Raw genomic sequence first — 22,377 nt, forward strand, 5'->3', positions numbered from 1 at the left:
GTTTTAACGAAATGAAATTGAAATTACAACTAACTCGCGCGTTTTTTATTAGTCTTTTGTGCGCTATTGCATTTGGGCTCATTGCACTGCTTATAAGTGACCAAAAAATTGTTGGATTTGACAATGCTGTCATTTCTTTTATTCAAGGACTGGAATCTCCAACACTTACAAGTATCATGAAGTTCTTTACTTTTATCGGGTCGGGATTACCCGTTGTTTTTCTTACGTTAGCTATAATCCTTTTTTTATATAAGGTTTTGCACCATCGAAGAGAATTGATTTTATTCGTGTGGGTTGTTATTGGATCGGCACTTCTAAATTGGATATTAAAGATGATATTTCATCGTGCCAGACCGACTATTCATCGCATTGTTGATGCGAATGGATTCAGTTTCCCTAGTGGTCATTCGATGGCGGCATTTAGTTTGTACGGAATCGTCACTTTTTTGCTGTGGCGGCATATCAAAAGTTCATTTGGTCGTGTTATTTTAATTTTAATTAGCGCAACAATGATTCTTGCTATTGGCGTAAGTCGTATATACTTAGGAGTTCATTATCCAAGTGATGTACTGGGAGGTTATCTAGCTAGCGGATCGTGGCTTACTGCTTCAATCTGGGCATATCAGTTATATGAAGAAAGACGTTATAAAGCAAAACAAAATTAACATGAAAGTTGTTAATTGATGCAGGAATTCTACTGTCCGTTAGTGCGGGATAAAACAATTGAATAATAAAAATCAATGGCTAATTTCATTTACCGTATTTTTACAATTAATAAAAAACAAAAAAATAAACATGTGGATTAACTCCTAATCATTCAAATAGAGTAGAAAAGAGTAGTATAGGACATAATTACATTTGAAAAGATGTTAAGGAGATGATTCAAATGAAAAAACAGCCTAATTATAATAAAAAATCAAACATTAGAAAATTAAATACTGAAGAAAATGCTATTTACAGCGATCCAAAAGATGCAAGTAATATGCAGCCAGTACCACAGCCGAAAGATTATGATGAAATAGAATATTAATCAATTAGCAAAAAGAAACCGAAACGATATTGTTTCGGTTTCTTTTTCAATGTACTGTTCACTTAAAAGAGAATTTTCTTATTTTTAAGCTACTCAACAGATAGTGATAATTCAATAAGGGGTACCTTCACATCCCCGTCAAGCTAAAAGACTTCATAGCTTACAAACAAAAAGAATGATATTCTATCCGTAGAGTATTTGTAATAATTTCCTTTTATTTTTTGATTTTAAAGAGAAATGTATCTAAATATCTTTAAAACAAACGAAAAATTTTAAAGCGGGGGACATAGAACTATGATTCAGTATAAAGATAATCACATAACCATCTTTCAAAGCGCTCTTTATCAAACAAACTCAGTTATTATAGAAACTGATAAATTAGTATTAGTAATAGATCCTACTTGGTTACCTAATGAAGTAAATGAGATTCAGAACTATGTTTATAAAAATAAAAAACATAAAGACGTTTACTTACTTTTTACACATTCCGATTTTGATCATATTTTAGGTTATGGTGCGTTTTCTCACATCAAAGTAATTGCAAGTAAGAAATTAAAAGATAACCCCGACAAGCAATCAATTATCAATAGTATTAAAGATTTTGATGGTTCCTATTACTTAACAAGAAGATATGAAATAAAGTTTCCAAATGTAGATATTTCAATTAGCAAAGAATATGAGGAATTAGAAATAGGAGACATAAAATTTTATTTTTATCAGGCTCCAGGTCATACTGAAGATGGCATTATTACAGTTCTCGAACCATTCGGCATAGTAATAGCTGGAGACTACTTATCTAATGTAGAGTTTCCGTATATTTATCATAGCAGTGATGACTATTTAGCAACTTTAAAAAAATTCGAATCTATAATAGAGAAATATGACATTAACATCTTAATACCGGGACATGGCGGATTTACAAATGATAAAACAGAGATGAAAAAGAGAATATCCGAATCAATTGATTATATTTCACAAGTTAAACAGTTACTACTAGAAGACAAACAAGAAGAAACATACGCCCTCATAAAAAAATATAATTATCCAAAAGCAATGAAAAAATTTCATGATTATAATCTTACCTTGTTAAAAAAAGAGTTAGCCTTATAAAGGCATCTCTTCTTTTATTCCAAGCCATATAAAAAACACTCAAGATTGATCAAAGGGATTAGTCCGCCTGTTCACTCTCCTACAGAAAAACCGATGAAAATCTCATAGGTATGGGAAAAAGACAGTCTTTGATATATTAGATGTCATTTAAATTTGTATCAAGTTTGACGATTAAGCACCTTAATTTAAAAAAAGTGAAACTCGTTAAACTTTCCTTACATAAGCTTAGCTTGATCGTGATGTGGCTGTCCTCCAATAATCATATTAGATGACAGCTTTTTGGTGTTATTCCTGATTATCAGGCGGAAGAGAAAGAAAGACTAATGAACCAATGAGTTCAACTGAAATGCTAAAATCATCGTTAATTGTAATTTCTACACATGCAACTAACGGTAACGAAATGATGATTACGTTACCATCAATTGAAACCCCTGGTGAACATGTATCGTAGTCACTTATAGAAAGCTCTATTTCTGTCTCTGGAGCAATTAAAATTTCTAAGCATATATTCATGCATTGTTCGAATGAATAAGCTATTGTAGACCTCTCCTTTCCAAATAACCCATAATTCCTATGTAGATAGACACATAAAGTAGCGTTTATAAGAACAAAAATGAATAGAAAAACGCAAGATATGTTGGCTATCTGTTTAATTGCATCTTTGAAGGTAGTTCTCATACCATTCTATTTAAAGGTATATCCTCTTGATTGGACATGTTATCTATTTATCAAAAATAATGTGCGCTGTAAGGAAATGATTGGGGAAATAATCTAGAGTAAAAAAGCACTATATAGGCTACCCCCTTAAAATGAAGAACAACAACAATGCTTCTTAGATGGTTTGCTGTTCAGAAGTTACTTAGTTCATAAGGATAGGGACAGGCAAAAAAATCATCTTTACATAGGTAATTTATTGGAGGTTTTATCATCTGTTATGTGGAATAAAATCTTATCCATACATTACTAATTTTTTAGGGGAATTGTAATGAATTTTAAGTTAGCCTCTGTAACATTAGCTACAGCCTTAGCATTTGGCGCTCTTGCAGGAAACAATGTGTCAGCACAAACAAAAACAACAACCGGCTCAATTCAAACAGAAAAAAATTACTTGATTGCCTTTAAGAAGGATCTGCCAAGTAATTATCAATCTATTATTTCGAATGCAGGTGGACAAGTTATCCGCGCCATTCCTGCCATCGGTGCTTTAGAAGTAAAATCGAGCAATGCTTCCTTTTTAGATAATTTGAAAGGAGTTTCTTCTATCCAAGCTGCGAATCAAGAGATTGTCCATACTTTAGATAAAGAAGAAATACGTCCAACGGCAGCGGACGGAAAACCAGTAACTGATATTCCACAGCCAGAAAATATAGACAGCTATTGGAAATATCAGTGGGATATAAAAAATATAACAAATGATGGTGCATCCTATAAGATTAATGGAGGGACAGGAAAAGGAGCAACAGTCGGTGTAATCGACAGCGGCATCGACGCTAATCATCCTGATTTAATAAAAAACTATACCGGCGGTCAGAACTTTGTACCAGCTGGCGAGGACGAAACTGAAACAGGCGATCCTGCTGATGTAATGGATCGCGGGGGACATGGAACGCATGTAGCAGGTTCAATTGCAGCGAACGGTAAACTAAAAGGGGTTGGACCAGATCTTAAAATTCGTTCATATCGCGTTTTCCCTGAATCAGGAAGTGCGCCAACAGCTTGGATTGTAGACGCTATTGTTGCAGCTGCAAATGATAAAGTAGACGTTATTAATATGTCTATTGGCGGATTTGATAGCTTGAAATACTATAATAATGGACAAAAAAATAGCGATATTGCTGATGTTCTTCTTTGGAAGCGTGCAATTGAGTATGCTGTACAAAAAAATGTAACAGTCGTGGCTGCAGCTGGAAACGAATCATTGAATATGAATGATAAGAAAATGGTAACAGATTACTTAAATAAGGAATATGGCTCAGCTGACGTTATCTTTAAAGGTCCATCTGTTGAAACTCCTGGTCAAATTCCGGGTGTCATCACTGTATCTTCTTCTAATCAATGGTCAAAAGATAAAATTGCATTCTACTCTAACTATGGAAACAGCTTTATTGATGTAGCGGCACCAGGCGGTGATAATGGTCCTACATATGCTGAGACGGGAGATTTAAACCAGCGTGATTTCCATTATCGTGCATTAAGTACATGGCCAACATATTTGGCTCCATATTTCACTTCAAATCTGCATAGCTACGCTTTACTTCATGGGACATCAATGGCTTCGCCAAAAGTAGCAGGAATTGCAGGGGTTATTAAAGCAGCTCATCCAACATATTCTCCTGCACAAGTCGCAAACTTAATCAAGCAAACAGCAAAAGATTACGGTAAACCAGGACAAGATGCTTTATTTGGAGCTGGTGAGGCAAATATTAATAACGCGTTATTAAATATAAAAAAATAATAAAGAAATTTGGGGATTTTAGGATATTGATACACTGCTCAAATGATTCTATTTCTTCAAAAATTACGTTTGTTATAAGTCCGATATAACCTTAATACGGTTAAAATCGGACTTTTTTACGTGAAAATAAACTTATTAATGTGGTTTAATTAGCAAATTTCAAATAAAATTTTATAAATTTGTATACCTCATCCAACCACTCTCAGATCGTTCCGCTTTATACTTACCGTAAGACAAAAGCTTCATCGCCGAACGATAAGCAGCATGAAAAACTAGGCTTAGTTCCCACTCCTCATCCATTTCATCAGGATATGCTGTGGATTCGTATACATAATAAGCCGCCATAATACAAGGGATTACTTGCTTTGGCTCAAATTCATAAGTAGTTGCATCATCGACAACCAAATCAATGACACATCTTTTTCCATGTTGAATTTCTTTTGGAGCAACTTCTTTACCGTCTCTGGTACTAATTCTAATATCTCATCCCTCATGGTAGTCATTTTTTGGGTCTTTCAGCACGAAGTATCGCATCATTTGTTGGGGTGTTAGGTACATAATTCCCATGGCTGTCGATGCTGTGTGCTTCCTTATCGTATTGTCCATTGGCATTACGTTTCTTTGTTGTGAACGGGTCTTGATTGTGTCCCATGATTGTCACCTCCAATAAGAATAGTATGTGCTAACAAGTATGTATTTTGCCTAAAAGAAAGTTCACAAAAAGTGGAAACAAGAGTTGTACATCTCATCAATTCATAGTGAATTTACTTAGAAAGAAAGGAACAATTTTATCTGTATCAAATTGTTCCTTTCGTACAAAATAGGTACAAACTAAAAAAAGGAGGATAATTTATGACGAACCGAAATGATAATCGAGAACGTAAAAACAAATATCCTAACAACTTAAAAAACGATACTGAATTCTCCAAAGATGTAAATATTAGAAGCGAAGTAACGAAAAAAGATTTAAATAAGTAATGGTTTGAACTATTAGATATGTAAAAAGCTTGGATTTAATCAGATCCAAGCTTTTTCATATAACAAAAATTCAGTCATACTTATTATAAAATAGAACAAATTTCATTTACCGTATTTTGGTAAAAAATAAAAACAATTAAATACATAAAGAAAAAGAATACACAAACCATATTTCATGAAGGATGTGTAAATCATTATTGAATATAAAAGAAAGAGGGAATTTCACCATGAAACTAACACCAGAACAGCGTATTCAATTGCATGGATTTAATAATCTTACTAAATCATTAAGTTTTAATATGTATGATATTTGCTATACAAAAACAAGAGAAGAAAGAGAAGCCTATATAGAATACATAGATGAACAATATAATGCAGATAGATTAACAAAGATTTTAAAAAACGTATCTGACATTATAGGTGCACACGTATTAAATGTAGCCAAACAAGACTATGTTCCACAAGGAGCAAGTGTAACAATTCTAGTTTCAGAAGGCCCAATTGTAGAAGTTCCAACTGAATCATTTAACGAATCACCCGGACCTCTTCCTGGATCGGTCGTCATGCAGTTAGATAAGAGCCACATCACGGTTCATACGTATCCTGAATATCATCCCAATGAGGGGATTAGTACGTTTAGGGCCGATATCGATGTGTCTACATGCGGAGAAATTTCACCACTTAAAGCATTAAATTATCTTATTCACTCATTTGATACGGATATTATGACAATTGATTACCGAGTGCGGGGATTCACAAGAGATATAACAGGTAATAAATTATTTATTGACCACGAAATAAGCTCAATCCAAAATTACATCCCAGAGAATGTAAAAAATTTATATGACATGATTGATGTTAACGTATATCAAGAGCATATTTTTCATACGAAATGTAAACTAAAAGAATTTGACCTAAACAACTATTTGTTTGGATATACACAGGAAACATTATCTATAAACGAACAAGAGGAAATTACAAAGAAATTAAAAGTGGAAATGGATGAAATATTTTATGGAAAAAATATGAATCACGGCTCAATTGAAGAGAGTTCAAATGAATGAGACATCCAAAGTGGCAGTTAAAAAGCAGGAAAACAATCCCTGCTTTTTTGCTTTTAGTTGTGAAAAAGGCATTTCGCTCTTATGGTCAGTACTCGAAGTATTAAAGAAAGGTGTTCTTCATTTTTTGTCGAAATTGAAATTTGGTATATATCCAATAAAGAAAGGGATAAAAAATGAAAAAATGCGAGCAATTAATTTCATGGGTAGAACATATAAAAGAACGAAACCATAGCTCCGCAGCAGCACTTTTTATTATGAAAGACAATAAAGTTGTATTGGAGCATTATAGCGGAACTCATTCTAATACAAAAAATAGCCCTCCTATTACAGCAACTTCACAGTTTAATGTTGCTTCTGCAAGAAAGAGTTATTTAGGACTTGCGATTGCCTATGCAATTTATGAGAAAAAAATTAGGTGTCTAGATGATTATGCTATAGATTACTTCGAAGAATATGATAAAACTTTACTCGGTAAGACAACTTTAAGACATTTAGTAACACATTCTCACGGTTTACATATGAGTGACAACGGAATCATTTATCGAGAGTTTGAACCAGGAGAAGAATGGGCTTATAGAGGCGTTAACATCGAAATGATGACACATCTAATCAGCAAATTATACAATAAAAGTTTTCCAAAATTGCTGAGAGAACGAGTCTTTATACCTGCAGATTTTAAGGAAACAGCCTGGCAAACAACAGATCATGCAAATTTAGTAAAAGTGGTCATAAATCCAAATGAAGAAGCTGTATGTAAGATAGGGCTATCAGATGATGGAACAGAAACGAATCTTTTTATCTCCGCTAGGGAATTTGCTTATTGGGGAAACCTTCACTTAAATAAAGGATATATGAATGGAAAACAAATCGTACCGAAAGAAGTCATTGCATTAGCAACAGAAATTCAAAGTCCTGATTATAAAAATAAAAATTTACCGCAGAACGGATTATTTTGGTATGTTCAACATACACCAGCACTGCAAAGTGAAATAGGTGAAAGAGTTCCAAAAGGATCTTATCAAATATTAGGTGTGACAGGACCAACAATTTTAGTTATTCCTGAATATAATGTCGTTGTCGCCAAAATGTATAACAAAAGATATAACTATGGAGGAAGCAACTATCTTCAATATTTAAGAGACTTTAGCAATTTAGTGGCCGATACATTTGCTCACTAAACCATTTGTTCATACAAACTATTACGATAAGTAAAAAGTATCCTTAACACGGCTTAACTGCAATAAAATCGTATATATCTAAGCAGCAAAAAGACACTTACCAATGAAGTGTCTTTTTGCTGCTAAAGAACAATAAAGTCATTTTTATTTGAAAGGTATTAATCCGTATTAATTTTTATTTTAATTTCAATATCCGTATCTCGCGCATCATTGTGGTTATAATAAACATCGTTAGACAATTATTGAAAAGAATTGAAGTAAGAAAAGAGAGGGAAGGATGGTATGAAACATTCATCTGTTAATCCATGGCTTGTTGTCTTCGGTACAATCATTGTACAAATAGGCCTTGGAACGATTTATACATGGAGCTTATTCAATCAGCCTTTAGTGAATAAATTTGGTTGGAATCTTAACGCTGTTGCTATAACCTTCTCAATCACTAGCTTTTCTTTATCATTTTCAACTTTGTTTGCGAGTAAATTACAAGAGAAATTGGGAATTCGCAAACTCACTATTATAGCCGGATTAGCTCTAGGAATTGGCTTGATGCTTAGCTCACAGGTTTCCTCATTACCAATGCTTTATGTGCTAGCAGGTGTTGTTGTAGGTTACGCAGATGGTACAGCCTATATCACTTCACTATCCAATTTAATAAAGTGGTTTCCAGAGCGTAAAGGTTTAATTGCTGGTATTTCTGTCTCTTCATACGGCACGGGCAGCTTAATTTTTAAATACATTAATGGAAAGCTAATTGATTCAGTTGGCGTATCACAAGCGTTTTTCTATTGGGGCTTAATTGTTGCAATTTTGGTAGTAATAGGCGCGTGTTTTATACATAAAGCCGCTGAACATGATACAGTTCAGGAAACAATGAGCCATGATTATACAACAAGGGAAATGCTACGTACAAAAGAAGTTTATATGTTATTTATCATGCTATTTACATCATGTATGAGTGGCTTATATTTAATTAGCATGGTAAAGGATATTGGTGTTCAACTTGTAGGGCTTAGCGCGGCAACAGCAGCTAATGCGGTTGCTATGGTCGCTATCTTTAATACGGTTGGTCGAATCATTTTGGGGCCGTTATCAGATAAAATCGGCCGTTTAAAAATTGTTTCGGCAACTTTTGTCGTTATAGGTATGTCTGTTTTTGTTCTCAGTTTTGTGAACTTAAATTATGGTATCTATTTCGCCTGTGTAGCAAGCGTTGCTTTTTGCTTCGGTGGAAATATCACTATTTTTCCAGCCATTGTTGGTGATTTCTTTGGTCTAAAAAATCATAGTAAAAACTACGGTATCGTGTATCAAGGTTTTGGTTTCGGAGCACTCGCAGGTGCCTTTATTGGTGCACTTCTAGGTGGATTTAAGCCCACTTTTATGGTAATTGGCGCATTATGTATTGTGTCATTTATCATCTCTATTTTAATTCGGCCACCTAATCAGCAAAAGGAACAACAAAAAATTTATCGCGAAACAGCGTGAGCATGTTTCATTTTTATTACATTTTAAAAAGAGACTCATTCAAGGTTTAAGGACAAAAGAAGAGGGGTTTACTTTTCATTAGAAAAGCAAATCTCTCTTCTTCATTCATACTTCTAAATACATATGATTTTTAAATTTGATTAATGTGAATTCGCATACTCTCTAGATCTTAACTTTACCACCCTTTTCTCTACATAAAGATCTAAGCTAGGACCTGATCCGCGTTGATATACGCAAAAATAAACTTCTGTAATTTCATTATTACGCTCAAAAAGACGTATCTTTCAAAATTTGCATCAGCTACTTCATTAATAATGGCATCTTTATGAAGTATTCATTAGGCGTATCCAGCAATTATAGATTTAGTAAACAAATAGATTAAATTTGGTTTTAGAGATGCTGTTACAAGCGAACAATTGGCACGTTTCTTATATAATGTTATGAAATTATAAATAGAGGATAGCATATAAAGAGAAATATAAGGTAGTATAAAAAATAAGACATAAAAACTTTAAGAGAGGACAAAAAATATTATGATGGATCAATACGAACTAAAGCAAGAGCTACAACATATTAAAAATAACAATTACTCCGTCCCAGACGATGTGGACGCATATCCATATGCACAATGGATGCTTGACTATATCGGATCACCTGATGCCGAGTTGCGTGATGAACTAATTTACAGTACGCTAGAACGCTGGATTACAAGTGAAGTATTTAGACAAAAAGAGCTACGCGGACTCCTACTGCAGGCACTAAGTCCTGATTATTTATTTTACAAAATCGGTGAAAAGGAAACAGATTCTGTTTTTAAGCGTGCATTTTCTATTCTAATTCCACCACTTATTTTATCTGTTCATGAAAAAGAACTGTTATTATCTGAAGAACAGCTGTATAGCGTCGCAGAACAAGTTCTTGAATATGTGTACCTCGAACAAGATGTAAGAGGATACGTAGAAGGGAAAGGATGGGCGCATTCCACAGCGCATGCTGCAGATGCACTAGACGCTTTAGCCCGTACGATACGAAATCGCGAATTTTCGCACGCAATTCTTGCTGCTGTTCGTCATAAGATTCGTCTGCACGATTACTTGTACATAAACTTTGAGGATGAAAGATTAGTGACAGCAGTAATGTCTTTACGAAACCAAGGTATATTGGCCCAAGAAGAATGGAAAAACTGGCTTCACAGCTTTACGGTAATTGAAGAAGCCCCAGCTCCTCGAAATGATATCTTAGTACAAAACATTAAATCATTCTTAAGAAGCTTGTATTTCCGAGCTTTAGAGAAAGAAGCAAACTCTGGGTTTACGATTGCTGTGTTGGAAACTTTGAAAGAATTGAAGAAATTTTAGTATAGAAAAATGTTGGATTCCGTTAGCAAGTGTTACTCTCATAGTGTTATATCTTTTATAAGTAAGATTGAATAACTACTATATCGGGCTACTTCGGTGCGATTTTAAAACATGGTTGGATCAGATTATCCGAGCACAAAGGGATAGGTATTGGGAATGCTTTAGCAAAGTCGTGTATTTAGACCTCTAAATGTATTACTTTGAAGATACTTTATTATTAGGGTCATAATGTTAGTTCTCATAAAATTAATAAAATTGAGGTAGAAAAAATGAAAAAACTTTCAGCATTCATGTGTATTTCCCTACTCTTACTAGGGGCATGTGAACAAAAAGAAACGAATACATCTAAGAAACAAACTGAAAAGCAACAAGAATCCCATACATCGAAACAAACAGAAAAACAACAAGAGTCTCATGCATCAAAACAAAAAGATGTATTTGCAGCCACTCGAACAGCTTTAACAGCAAAGACAAAAATGAATATATTCTTACCAACAGAAATCCCTCTGTCTAATGAAAACAAGTTTTTATCTGCATACACAGAAGGTCAAGATAAAAATTACACTGTTACATTTTTTGAAAGCAATAGCCCATTACCTGTCGATTCCGCTGCACTTTCGGATTCTAATCAAGCTAAGCAAATTGCAAAACTTTTTGTCCAACAGTATGAGACAAAGGAAGAAGCGGGTAAAAGTTTATGTTCAACGTTTGCATTAAATCCTGATTACGATAAAGGTATACCAAGCAATGATGATCCTAGCGGAATAGATTTAGGATATGGAGTCAAAGGTTTTACCGATGGGGCAGCAGGAACGATGTATTTGAATGCTGTTAAGGATCATTGGGCAATTTTCGTAAAAAGTCCATCGGCAAATAAAGATGACAATATACCTGTAGCAAAATCCATAGTGAAACAATTAGAGAAAGAGCCACTACCAACTCCAGACTCTTACGCAGTTATAGAAGTGGATACAAGACAGAAACAAAACCGTGTATATTGGCAAAATGGAAATACTTTATATGGGATAGAAACAAGCGGCGCTATCCAAGATGCATTATCTATTGCCGCTCACTTTGAGTCTACGTCTAAGTGATTAACAAATGTATTTGCTCAATTAAGTGGATAAAAGGATCTAAAAAGGTCATTGACCTCTAATCAATTTAGTAAATATATTTCTGGGATAAAAAATAACCAATAAAAAGAAATACAAATTGTTTATCAAAAAAGAGTCTTAATTATTAAGACTCTTTTTTTGTGTATTTAGCATAGCAGTGTAAACAAAATAATATCCATGTAGAAAATGAAAAGATCATCAAGCAATAAACCTTCACAAAGTGTTGATGTAAATAGATTACACTCAAAATAGTAATTATTCTAAGATTTATAGTAATCTAAATTCACTCTTTTGGTGTTATCTATATTAACGCTTCATAGAGTCCCGGCAGAAAAACGATGAGTACTAAAGTTTACCACAATGCTTACATCGACCGCGTCTTCTTAAATAATAGGCCAGAGTTGCTATCCCTAGTGATATTCCCCAAGGCAGCCAGGATAAAAAGGGAACAAATCTCCCCCAATTTTCGATGGTGATTGTACCATTAATCATCATATATATGATTTGTGGGCTGAGCTTTAGACCTGTTATCGTGATAATAGCCGAAATCAACGTAGCAGGAACCACAACAATCCAACTAGATCAAAAATTTAACAGTTAACTAGAACAGCACGTATATTCTTCATAGTTAACCAAGAAAGATAAAAAAGAACAGCCTTTTCTCAATATTTAATCGGGAAAAGGCTGTTCTTTTTTATGAATGCTTTGAATTTGTATATAGATTCAATATGTAAGGTAAAAAAGAAAAACAATAATCTTTTACTAGAGAAAAAGGTTTTTAAAACTTTTTAAAAATCGCTCTGTAAAATGAAAAATAGATATTCAAATACTTTATAACAATGATGCAGGGGGTCATGAATATGGCTAAAATGGGAAACAAAATGATTACATTATGCACAGTTGCTGTAGGAATGATTTATACAGCAGGATATATTACTACGGAATCTCCAAAAGAAGAAGTTGAACAAGCTTCCCAAAATATAACGGAATCTACACCGCAACCTAAGGTACCTTCTAGCACTTCCGATATAACAACTAAAAAGGTTAAAAGTACGTATAAAGATGGGACATATTATGGTCAGGGTGCAAATCGCATCGGTTCAGTAGCTGTAGCAGTTACCATTCAAAAAGATAAAATTACATCTGTGCAAATTACAGATTGCACCACTTCTTATTCTCAATCTTACATTGACGACTTGCCTCAACAAGTCGTGGATCGACAAAGTGCAGATGTAGATGTAGTTTCCGGCGCAACAAGAAGTACCGAAGATTTTCAAGAAGCAGTTCAGAATGCTTTATTACAGGCAAAGCAGGCCAATGTATCTTATAAAACACAAAATACAGGAAGTGTGACAGGGAATGCGTAATCGAATAAGAAAAACATATGAACAATCCGCTCTTTACATGGGAACAATTATCCATATCAAAGTAGTCACATCACACACAGAAAGATATATAAAAGAAAAAGTGGAAAAGGCATTTCAAGCATTTTACGCTGTAGAAGAAGTATGCAGCCGTTTCAATCATCAGAGTGAACTTCGACGCCTATGCACTCAAAGCGGTAAAGCAATCCAAGTCAGTCATATCCTTTTTGAGGCTGTTCGCTTTGCATGGCAAGTAGCTGATTTAACGCAAGGAACATTCGATCTAGCGTTAGGGTATACACTTGAGGAGTACGGATTTAACCGTCATTATTTAACAGGTGAAGAACTTGTTTCATCTGCAGTAGTTACTGCTAATTATCAAGATGTGATTCTAGATGAAGAAAAACGGACTATTTTGCTGAAAAAACCGCTTTTGTTAGATTTAGGTGCTGTTGCAAAAGGCTTGGCAGTTGACTTAGCTGTTCAAGAACTACGCGATTTTGAAGGCTTTGTCATCGATGCTGGTGGAGATCTTTTTGCTAGTGGTACAAATGAAAAGGGAGAACCATGGGTCATTGGTATTCAACATCCTTTCCAAAAGGAAAAAACAATTTGTAAAGTTCAGCTAACCGATAAGGCAGTTTGTACCTCTGGCAGCTATGAACGAAAGAGTCCTGTTCATATGAATGAGCATCATCTCATACACCCACATTTAGGAACGTCTCATTCTAATATCGTAAGCTGCACTGTAATCGCGCCTTTTACGATGATGGCAGATGCTTTTTCAACAGCAGCTTTTCTATTAGGCAGAAAAGAAGGAGCTACACTGCTGAAAAATGTTGATCTTGAAGGTATATGGATTACATCCTCTTTAGACATAAATATGACACAAGGAATGGAGGGAATATTTGTATGAGCGTGGATAAAAAAGTAATGAGCAGGACGGGACAAAAATATATTCGTACACCAAAAGGATATTTGATCGTGGACGAAACAAGAGAAAGCCGGCAACAAAAGCGAAGCCATAAACCCTTTATGACTCCTAAAAGACTCGTCTTAGTTATGCTGCTTTTATTAATGTTAATAGCTCAGGTAAATATGGCCAATTATACCGGTCTTGTTCATGCAGGAATTTCGGCTGCAACTGCAATGTTCATAGATACTTTAATTGCTGTGCTAAAAAAACGAAAACTCGCACTTCCTGATGGAGCTGCTATAACAGGCTTGATTGTTGCACTCGTATTAAGTCCAATGGTTTCCTCGTATATTTCAGCATTAACGGCAGCGATTGCAATTGCATCGAAACATCTATTTACAGTTAAGAAAAAACCTATATTTAATCCTGCTGCCTTCGGATTACTTGTTACAGCTGTTTTATTTTCAAGCGGACAGAGTTGGTGGGGAGGACTATCTATGCTCCCTACTTGGTGCATTATGTTTGTATGTATCACAGGATTTTTTGTAACACAGAAAGTAAATAAATTCCCACAAGTTTTTTCATTTTTAGGTGTTTATTTTCTTATACTTTTGATTTTAGGAATTACAGGAACTGCAAATGTGGGGGATATGCTAAGGGTCCCTTATATAAATTCAACCTTATTCTTAGCATTCTTTATGCTTACTGATCCACCGACTTCTCTAGGAAAGTATAAAGATCAAGTTATATTCGGGATTATTACAGCAATAGCAAGTATAGTTTCTTATATGATGTTTGAAGGGTTAATTTTTCTATTAGTAGGCATATTGATTGCAAATGGATGGAAAGCATTGAAAATTTCTAAAAACAAAAAAACAACACGTGCATCATCAGCTTCACCAGCTATTTAAGCTTACAAACTGATCATATCCGTATTTTTAAATACTCAGTTCTATATCAATAAAGGGTGTCAAGTTATAGGAAGTAGGTCCTTTTGACACCCTTTATTAGTTATACCGGAAATTTAATGGTAACACATGTCCCTTTATGCCGTTCACTCCGTATTTTTATTTCTCCATTATGAGCGTCCGTAATCCACTTAGCTATGGACAGACCTAAACCTGTCCCGCCTTCAGAACGTGTTCTACTCTTATCACTGCGATAGAATCGATCAAAGATATGAGGGAGTTCTTCGCTTGAAATACCAATACCTGTATCTTCTATTATAATAGTGGCGAAATTCCCATCCTTGTTGCATGTAACTTTGATTTGTCCATTCTCAACATTATACTTCATGGCATTATCCATCAATATAACGAGCAACTGATGTATCCGTTCTTTATCTCCATTATATATTAGTTGCTTGTCGACATCTTCAATGATTACGATATTTTGCAGCTCTGCAATTGGTTCAAATTGATGAATGATTGTACTGACTAATTCACCTATTGCAAATTCCTTCTTTTGAATAAGTAGCTGATTCGAATCTGTTTTTGCGAGAGTAAGCAGATCTGATACAAGTTTATTCATTCTCTTTACTTCTTGCAGTACTTTATAAATTGTCATGCTTTCTTGTTCAATTGTATATTGCGGATGACGAAATAATAATTCTAAGTGTGTCTGGATAACAGACAACGGTGTTCGAAGTTCGTGGGAAGCATCCGCTGCGAACTGAGTTTGTTTTTCCCAAGATTTTTGAATCGGCACAAGTGAACGATTTGCTAAAAACCATCCTATAAAGAAAGAAATAATTACCCCCGCAAGGCAGCCTCCTATAGTCAATATAAGCAAGTTTTGCAGTATAGTCACCTCAGAATCTATATTTAAGACAATCTCAACCGTATGAGCCGATTTCATCCCAATATCCTCCAAATAACTGGATGGTGGTTCAAACTTAAGGATACGATAACTATGCTTATTGATTGTTTGTGTCCATAGTTTGTTGTCCTGAAATCGAGAAGGGGAGAAATCATTAATATCGTTAGAAAAGACAGCATTTTCAGGTATACTTTTAATAAAATGCCCGTTTTCATCCCAAACTAAGTACACAGTTTTCCGTTCTGATTCTCGTTTGGATTCATGTTCTTTCAAAACATGTTTCATGCCTTCTTGCTGTATTTCTTCAGACACGCTAGCAAGCTTAGAATCAATCTCCGTATAAATAAAATGATTCATGTATACATACAAAACAACACCGAATACACATAAAATCAATGAAAAAACAACCGTATTTAAGGTAACAAGTTGCATCTTTGTTTTTTTAAACATCTTGTTCATTTCCTTTGAATATAAAACCGACACCACGTACGGTATGAATAAACGATTCATCATGAAATGCGTTTAATTTCTTTCTCAGATGATGCACATATACATCTACAACACCGAGCCCTACATCAGAATCTAAACCCCAAATACGACTGAAAATTTGATCGCGGATTAAGATTTGTTCTTTATTTCGTATAAAATATTCAAGTAGTTCATATTCCTTAGTAGTCAAGTATAATTTATTGCCATCTATATACCCATCATGTTCTTGTATGTGTAATTGGATAGGACCATAGGAAAAATTATGTTCTCCAATCGTTCCTTTTTCTCGTAACAGTACACGTATTCTTGCAAGCAGCTCTGGTACTGCAAACGGCTTAATCAAATAATCATCTGCGCCAACATCTAAACCTTTTACACGGTCTTCTACACTATCTTTAGCAGTAAGAAGAAGAATAGGAGTTTTAACAGAAGCAGTTCGTAATTCTTTCACAATTTCAAATCCGTTAAGTTCTGGCAGCATAATATCTAAAATAATAGCATCGTAAATACTTTGTTTAGCCATGAATAACCCTTCATCACCGGCTACAGCGCAATCAATTTCATATCCTTCTTCTTGTAAAACTGCCACAACTCCTTCTAGAAGAGGCTGATCATCTTCAATTACTAAAATCTTCATTATGTCCATCCATTCCGTTAGTTTTTAGTTATACATCCCTTATTATATCGGATTCATGTACCAATGTATAAAGGGAACAGTCAGTTCACAAGAAAGCCATATAAATTGAATGAAGAGCTTAAAATAATCATAAAAAGAGGACGTACATTATAAGAATGTATAAATAAACGTATACCGAGAGAGTGAAGAAGTCTACGTGTTTAAATTACAAGAGAAGTATAAAAAACATCTTATTGTTTTTAATTCAAGTTCTACTCAAATTCCCCAATCGTCTCTTTCTAAGATTTAAATCCAATAAAAATTTTCACTCATTGTATGTAAAGCCGAGCCTTAATATAAATAGCATCCATGAAGAAGATGAAACATCATCGAGTGCATGAATACTATCTCACATATTCCGAAATTAAATTTCATAATAAAAATAAAATATTGAAATTATATTTCAATGGTGTTATGCTGTAACCAATAAAAGAAAGCGGTTTCAATAAATAAATGAGGGTGAGAATTATGCTAGAAAATTTAACAACCGAATCACGTAATAAAAAAACAATGAATTTAGACGAAATGTCAACAATTGATCTTTTAACAATCATGAATGCAGAAGATGCACAAGTCGCAGAAGCAGTGAAACAAGAACTTCCACAAATCGCAAAAGCAGTTGAAGCGATTGTTACAGCAAAAAGAAAAGGCGGCCGCTTAGTATATATGGGTGCTGGAACTAGCGGACGTATTGGTTTGTTAGATGCGGTTGAATGTCCTCCAACATTCGGAACAGATCCAGAAGAAGTAATTGGATTAATCGCTGGTGGTGAAAAAGCCTTTATTAAAGCAGTAGAAGGTGCAGAAGACAGTAAAAAATTAGGTATTCAAGATTTAAAAAATATTAATCTAACAAACAAAGATATTGTAGTAGGAATTGCAGCAAGCGGCCGAACTCCATACGTTATTGGCGGATTAGAATATGCAAATTCAATAGGTACACAAACAGTCGCAGTATGCTGTAACAAAGGATCAGCAGTAGGAAAAGTCGCAAACATTGCCATTGAAGTAGTAAACGGACCAGAAGTATTAACTGGTTCAACTCGCTTAAAAGCGGGCACATCACAAAAATTAATTTGCAATATGCTTTCAACAGCCTCTATGGTAGGAATCGGGAAAGTGTACGGGAATTTAATGGTTGATGTTCAACTAACAAATGAAAAGTTAGTAGAGCGCGCAAAGCGTATCGTGATGGAAGCAACATCTTGCGATTATGAAACAGCTGAAACCTACTTAGTAAAAGCAGATAATAAGCCCAAAATCGCGATTATAATGATTTTGACAGGACTTTCAAAAGAAGAAGCAATAAAAAAATTAGAAAAAACACAAGGATTTGTTAGACAAGCATTAAAATAACCGAAAAGAGGAGACATGATGAACAAATATCATAGCATGGCATCTCAAATTTTAGATGCGGTTGGTGGTAGTGCAAATGTTTCAACATATACAAACTGTATGACACGTCTTCGTGTTACACCTATAGATCGTGATTTAATTAATGAAGAAGCAATAAAAAAGATTGACGGGGTTCTTGGTACTGTTGATGATGAAACATACCAAATTATCCTTGGACCAGGTGTTGTAACAAAAGTAGCAGAACAGTTCGGCATTGTGTTAGCAGAGAAAAAAGGAAAAGGTGTTTCTTCAAAAGTTTCCTCTGCAGAAGAACTACAAGCAAAAGGTGCAGACATCAAGGCAGAATTAAAGAAAAAGAATAATACACCTTTTAAAAATTTTTTAAGAAAAATTGGAAACATTTTCATTCCCCTTATACCAGCATTCGTTGGAGCTGGGTTAATCGCTGGTATTGCTTCTATTCTATTAAATAATATTACTGCAGGCAATTTAGACAAAGAAACTTGGGGACAATACGTAACAGTTTTAAATGTAATTAAAAATGCACTTTTTAGTTATTTAGTAATTTATGTCGGCATTAATGCAGCAAAAGAATTCGATGCAACACCAGCACTTGGTGGAGTAATCGGTGGTATTACCCTTTTAAATGGCATGACGCCAGAAAATCCAATTCTTAATGTCTTTACAGGTCAGCCGTTATCACCAGGACAAGGTGGAGTTATTGGCGTACTATTGGCTGTTTGGATCTTAGCATTTGTAGAAAAGAAATTACGTAAAGTGATTCCCGATGCAATTGATATTATTGTGACACCTACAATCGCATTATTAATAGTAGGACTTGTAACCATTTTCTTGATTATGCCATTTGCAGGTTTCATTTCAGATAACTTAATTGGTGCTATCAATTGGGTATTATCACGCGGTGGTGCATTTGCAGGATTTGTACTTGGTGCATCATTCTTACCACTTGTTATGTTAGGATTACACCAAATATTAATACCAATTCATATTGAAATGATTAATACAACAGGTATGACACAATTACTTCCTATTCTTGCGATGGCAGGGGCTGGGCAAGTTGGTGCAGCAATCGCATTATGGATTCGCTGTCGTAAAAATAAATCTTTAAGAAATGTAATCAAAGGCGCACTCCCAGTAGGAATTCTCGGAATCGGGGAACCTTTAATTTACGGTGTTACATTACCATTAGGCCGTCCTTTTATCACGGCATGTATCGGTGGAGGTATTGGAGGAGCAGTCATCGCATTACTTGGTAACGTTGGTGCAATTGCTATCGGACCATCTGGTGTAGCATTAATTCCTTTAATTGCTGGTGGAGTATGGTGGAAATACGTCATTGGATTATTTGCAGGTTACATCGGTGGGTTTATCGTAACCTATTTCTTTGGTGTACCAAAGGAAGCGATGACGGAACAAGAATAATATATCTTAAAAAGTACGATTAGACTTTAGGTCAATCGTACTTTTTTTGTATAATAAGAACAAATGAAAAGGGGCTGACAGAGTGAAAGTGAGCAGTATTCAATCTCAAATTGAGTTAGTTTTGAATGAGTTACCTGTATCAGAAAAAAAGGTAGGAGAATACATTCTGCTACATGCTAAAGACGTCACAAATATGACTATACATGAATTAGCAAAAGCGGCAGAAGCAAGTAGCGCAGCTGTTATTCGCTTTTGTCGTTCTTTAGGAATATCAGGATTCCCAGCTTTAAAAATGCGTTTATCTGCAGAAGTAGAACACATTCGACATGTAGGATATTTAGATATTGAATCAAACGAAGAAGTGCAATCAATTATTGAGAAAACAGTCTCTAATACGGTACAAACATTTCATGACACTGCTAGTCAACTAGAACCAGAATCTATTGAAAAAGCAGTAGATATATTACATAATGCAGATGTTATCTATATTTACGGAGTAGGAGCATCATTCCTTGTCGCTGAAGATGCTGCACAGAAGTGGAATCGCGTAGGAAAAAAGCATATGCTATTTCAGATCCTCATGTATTGGTAATGACAATGGCAACACAATCAGAAAGCGCAGTATTCTGGGGAATTTCTTACAGTGGAGAGACAAGAGAAGTGATTCAGTTAGTGAAAAGCGCAAAAGAATTTGGGATGAAAACCATTGGTCTTTCTCGTATAGGAAATAATAAACTTTCACAAATGGTTGATGTTTCTTTATTTACAGCCCGTGCTCCAGAAGCTGAGCTTCGTAGCGGTGCAACAAGTTCTCGTTTTGCACAATTATTTGTAGTAGATGTAGTATTTTTTACATATGCCTCTTCTCAATATGAATTTACAGTAAAACAATTAAAAAAGACAAAACAAGCGATTCAGGATCTTTATGATTAATAAAAGGTGCGAAATATATAGTTTTTTATAGTAACGGCAGCAAAGTATTATCCTAGAAGAGGAACCCGAGATTCGAATTGTTAATAAATAAAGAAGATGAGTCTTATTGTAGACATTCATCTTCTTTTTATTTATACCAGATATCTGTCAACACTCACTGCTATATTTGTTTTTTAATAAAACACTTAGTTATCTTTCTTTTTTCCGATGTAAAGTAAGTGAGAAGATACTCCTAAAACGTGAGGATTGGTTGCTGTTTCTTTTAATAATTCAATAAGTTGAGTGAACTCATCTTTTCCACGATTTTGCCAGTATTCCCATTGCTCTTTTGATAAAAGAGTACCTATGTTAGATGAACCGATAAGATTTAATGTCTCAAACCCATAAGACTCCATAAAAGGTTTTATGTCTTCAATATTAAAGTAATAAGCTCCTGTAAATCGTCCTTCGTCACTATGATTAAATTCACCCGTACGGATAAATTGCTGAATGGAGTCCATGTTATCATTCGGTTTCCACGTCTGAGGATATAGCAGCGATGAAAGAACATGCTTAATTCTTGGCATAAAAGCTACGTAAACAATCCCATCGTTCTTTGTGACTCTATATAATTCTTTAATTGCTAAATCACGGTCTTGCTCTGATTGTAAATGATACATAGGTCCCATCATAAGAGAAGCATCGAACTGCTCGTTTTCCAATAAAGTAAGACTTCTTGCATCTGCAACATGAAAACCATCAAACCGGTCAGATAAACCTAGTTCTCTTGCTTTATTTTCACCAACCTCAACTAATCTAGGCACAAGATCAGTTAATGTAACTCTATATCCTTGTTCAGCCAATTTCATAGCATATTTACCAGGTCCAGCTCCATTATCTAGTACTTTCCCTGTTTTAGGTAAATATTTTTGTATATAGTGCCAATTAACCTGAAATTCTAATGGTTCACGATCAAGACGTCCCCACTCATCAAAGGTAGAATAATACTCAACAACTTTATTTACCTCTGTTTTCAAAGAGTTTTTCATATTCATTATTTTTATCGCTCCAATCAATATGTACTAATTGATATATTTTCGATTTAAAATTTTAAAGTCCTTCTAACAATTCAAAACTCCAATGTCCTTAATTTTTACAAACATTTTCTTCAGCAAAAAGGGGAGTTATAGAAGTAAAATACAAAAACACCTAAACTATGAATGAACTATGCTACAAATTTAAAAAGAGAAGCTAAAGAGAGGGGGGATGTCTAAGCTGGCAATAGGCTGGCTGATTGTGGATTGAGTCACATGAAGATTCCGTGCAGCTATAGTCAGAGAACCGTGTTTTGTACCTTCAACAATATAGTAATTATTAAACATTAATGGCTGCATCCCTTTTCGAATATTAGTAGCACTTACTTACAAATTAAAATCTTTAATTTTATTTAATTATAATTTATAAGTATAATCAAAACGGTAATAATATTTATAAAATTTAAAATATTCATGGTATAGGAGGGGGTAGAATGTCATTGCAAATACCTATTTGTTGGTCAACGAGTTTTTTCTAGTTTTCTAGACAGTACATAATAGATATTATGTATGATTTATTATTTGAGCGGAAAATA

The 22,377-nt window shown here is 34.5% G+C and carries 21 protein-coding genes and 2 pseudogenes; 16 read left to right on the plus strand and 7 right to left on the minus strand.

Annotated elements, in window-relative coordinates; all coding sequences use genetic code 11:
* Positions 1–11 precede the first annotated feature (11 nt).
* The 3 genes from ACEWFJ_RS13265 (at position 12) to ACEWFJ_RS13275 (ending at position 2,140) form a co-directional block, all read left to right on the plus strand.
* Positions 12–665: a phosphatase PAP2 family protein gene (locus ACEWFJ_RS13265; protein WP_473688863.1), complete on the plus strand. Its 654-nt coding sequence runs from the start codon at positions 12–14 to the stop codon at positions 663–665.
* A gap of 221 nt (positions 666–886) precedes the next feature.
* Positions 887–1,030: a hypothetical protein gene (locus ACEWFJ_RS13270; RefSeq protein WP_377884693.1), complete on the plus strand. Its 144-nt coding sequence runs from the start codon at positions 887–889 to the stop codon at positions 1,028–1,030.
* A gap of 294 nt (positions 1,031–1,324) precedes the next feature.
* The gene (locus tag ACEWFJ_RS13275) at positions 1,325–2,140 is read left to right on the plus strand and encodes an MBL fold metallo-hydrolase (RefSeq protein ID WP_473688864.1); all 816 of its coding nucleotides are present in this window, start codon (positions 1,325–1,327) and stop codon (positions 2,138–2,140) included.
* A 285-nt stretch (positions 2,141–2,425) separates the two neighbouring features.
* Here ACEWFJ_RS13275 and ACEWFJ_RS13280 read toward each other — a convergent pair whose 3' ends face one another.
* Positions 2,426–2,653 (minus strand): hypothetical protein, encoded by a 228-nt coding sequence (locus ACEWFJ_RS13280; RefSeq protein WP_473688865.1) that lies wholly within the window; start codon positions 2,651–2,653, stop codon positions 2,426–2,428.
* A gap of 472 nt (positions 2,654–3,125) precedes the next feature.
* On the opposite strand from ACEWFJ_RS13280, the gene ACEWFJ_RS13285 reads away from it, so the two are divergent.
* The gene (locus tag ACEWFJ_RS13285; RefSeq protein WP_473688866.1) at positions 3,126–4,595 is read left to right on the plus strand and encodes a S8 family serine peptidase; all 1,470 of its coding nucleotides are present in this window, start codon (positions 3,126–3,128) and stop codon (positions 4,593–4,595) included.
* Positions 4,596–4,766: 171 nt separating this feature from the next.
* Here ACEWFJ_RS13285 and ACEWFJ_RS13290 read toward each other — a convergent pair.
* Together ACEWFJ_RS13290 and ACEWFJ_RS13295 are read right to left on the minus strand one after the other, a co-directional pair.
* A pseudogene (locus ACEWFJ_RS13290) lies at positions 4,767–5,089 on the minus strand (hypothetical protein).
* A gap of 5 nt (positions 5,090–5,094) precedes the next feature.
* The gene (locus ACEWFJ_RS13295; protein ID WP_176524671.1) at positions 5,095–5,247 is read right to left on the minus strand and encodes a hypothetical protein; all 153 of its coding nucleotides are present in this window, start codon (positions 5,245–5,247) and stop codon (positions 5,095–5,097) included.
* A 200-nt stretch (positions 5,248–5,447) separates the two neighbouring features.
* Here ACEWFJ_RS13295 and ACEWFJ_RS13300 point away from each other — a divergent pair, with 200 nt between their 5' ends.
* The 9 genes from ACEWFJ_RS13300 to ACEWFJ_RS13340 all read left to right on the plus strand — a co-directional run bounded on the left by ACEWFJ_RS13300 (position 5,448) and on the right by ACEWFJ_RS13340 (position 14,964).
* Entirely contained in the window at positions 5,448–5,573 is a 126-nt protein-coding gene (locus tag ACEWFJ_RS13300; protein WP_255258154.1) for a hypothetical protein, read from the plus strand.
* Between the two features lie 227 nt (positions 5,574–5,800).
* Positions 5,801–6,637: an adenosylmethionine decarboxylase gene (gene speD, locus ACEWFJ_RS13305; RefSeq protein ID WP_098310267.1), complete on the plus strand. Its 837-nt coding sequence runs from the start codon at positions 5,801–5,803 to the stop codon at positions 6,635–6,637.
* 173 nt (positions 6,638–6,810) lie between these two features.
* Positions 6,811–7,815 carry a serine hydrolase domain-containing protein gene (locus ACEWFJ_RS13310; protein ID WP_473688867.1) on the plus strand — a complete coding sequence of 335 codons (1,005 nt, stop codon included), beginning with the start codon at positions 6,811–6,813 and terminating at the stop codon, positions 7,813–7,815.
* 282 nt (positions 7,816–8,097) lie between these two features.
* Complete coding sequence (locus ACEWFJ_RS13315; RefSeq protein WP_473688868.1) at positions 8,098–9,300, plus strand: L-lactate MFS transporter; 1,203 nt, start codon at positions 8,098–8,100, stop codon at positions 9,298–9,300.
* 533 nt (positions 9,301–9,833) lie between these two features.
* On the plus strand, positions 9,834–10,658 hold the full coding sequence (locus ACEWFJ_RS13320; protein WP_473688869.1) for a DUF2785 domain-containing protein: 825 nt from the start codon (positions 9,834–9,836) through the stop codon (positions 10,656–10,658).
* Between the two features lie 269 nt (positions 10,659–10,927).
* Positions 10,928–11,752 (plus strand): hypothetical protein, encoded by an 825-nt coding sequence (locus ACEWFJ_RS13325; protein WP_473688870.1) that lies wholly within the window; start codon positions 10,928–10,930, stop codon positions 11,750–11,752.
* Positions 11,753–12,633: 881 nt separating this feature from the next.
* A complete protein-coding gene (locus tag ACEWFJ_RS13330) occupies positions 12,634–13,140 on the plus strand; it encodes an FMN-binding protein (protein WP_473688871.1) in 507 nt (168 codons plus the stop codon).
* Positions 13,133–14,053, plus strand: coding sequence for an FAD:protein FMN transferase (locus ACEWFJ_RS13335; RefSeq protein ID WP_473688872.1), 921 nt, complete (start codon positions 13,133–13,135; stop codon positions 14,051–14,053). The genes ACEWFJ_RS13330 and ACEWFJ_RS13335 overlap by 8 nt, the downstream gene beginning before the upstream one ends.
* Positions 14,050–14,964 (plus strand): RnfABCDGE type electron transport complex subunit D, encoded by a 915-nt coding sequence (locus ACEWFJ_RS13340; RefSeq protein ID WP_473688873.1) that lies wholly within the window; start codon positions 14,050–14,052, stop codon positions 14,962–14,964. The genes ACEWFJ_RS13335 and ACEWFJ_RS13340 overlap by 4 nt, the downstream gene beginning before the upstream one ends.
* 100 nt (positions 14,965–15,064) lie before the next feature.
* Here ACEWFJ_RS13340 and ACEWFJ_RS13345 read toward each other — a convergent pair whose 3' ends face one another.
* Together ACEWFJ_RS13345 and ACEWFJ_RS13350 are read right to left on the minus strand one after the other, a co-directional pair.
* Positions 15,065–16,321: a sensor histidine kinase gene (locus tag ACEWFJ_RS13345; RefSeq protein WP_473688874.1), complete on the minus strand. Its 1,257-nt coding sequence runs from the start codon at positions 16,319–16,321 to the stop codon at positions 15,065–15,067.
* Positions 16,314–16,997: a response regulator transcription factor gene (locus tag ACEWFJ_RS13350; RefSeq protein ID WP_473688875.1), complete on the minus strand. Its 684-nt coding sequence runs from the start codon at positions 16,995–16,997 to the stop codon at positions 16,314–16,316. The genes ACEWFJ_RS13345 and ACEWFJ_RS13350 overlap by 8 nt, the downstream gene beginning before the upstream one ends.
* Positions 16,998–17,504: 507 nt before the next feature.
* Here ACEWFJ_RS13350 and murQ point away from each other — a divergent pair.
* From murQ to ACEWFJ_RS13365, 3 genes and pseudogenes are all read left to right on the plus strand, one after another.
* Positions 17,505–18,392: an N-acetylmuramic acid 6-phosphate etherase gene (gene murQ / locus ACEWFJ_RS13355; RefSeq protein ID WP_473688876.1), complete on the plus strand. Its 888-nt coding sequence runs from the start codon at positions 17,505–17,507 to the stop codon at positions 18,390–18,392.
* 18 nt (positions 18,393–18,410) lie between these two features.
* Positions 18,411–19,835, plus strand: a complete 1,425-nt coding sequence (locus ACEWFJ_RS13360; RefSeq protein WP_473688877.1) for a PTS transporter subunit EIIC — start codon at positions 18,411–18,413, stop codon at positions 19,833–19,835.
* Between the two features lie 82 nt (positions 19,836–19,917).
* A pseudogene (locus tag ACEWFJ_RS13365) lies at positions 19,918–20,768 on the plus strand (MurR/RpiR family transcriptional regulator).
* Between the two features lie 185 nt (positions 20,769–20,953).
* On the opposite strand, the gene ACEWFJ_RS13370 reads toward ACEWFJ_RS13365, so the two are convergent.
* Both ACEWFJ_RS13370 and ACEWFJ_RS13375 read right to left on the minus strand, forming a co-directional pair.
* Positions 20,954–21,802 carry a class I SAM-dependent methyltransferase gene (locus tag ACEWFJ_RS13370; RefSeq protein ID WP_473688878.1) on the minus strand — a complete coding sequence of 283 codons (849 nt, stop codon included), beginning with the start codon at positions 21,800–21,802 and terminating at the stop codon, positions 20,954–20,956.
* Between the two features lie 183 nt (positions 21,803–21,985).
* Complete coding sequence (locus ACEWFJ_RS13375) at positions 21,986–22,141, minus strand: helix-turn-helix domain-containing protein (protein WP_473688879.1); 156 nt, start codon at positions 22,139–22,141, stop codon at positions 21,986–21,988.
* Positions 22,142–22,377: the final 236 nt, after the last annotated feature.

It is taken from the genome of Bacillus sp. EA-CB0995 (genome assembly GCF_055814245.1).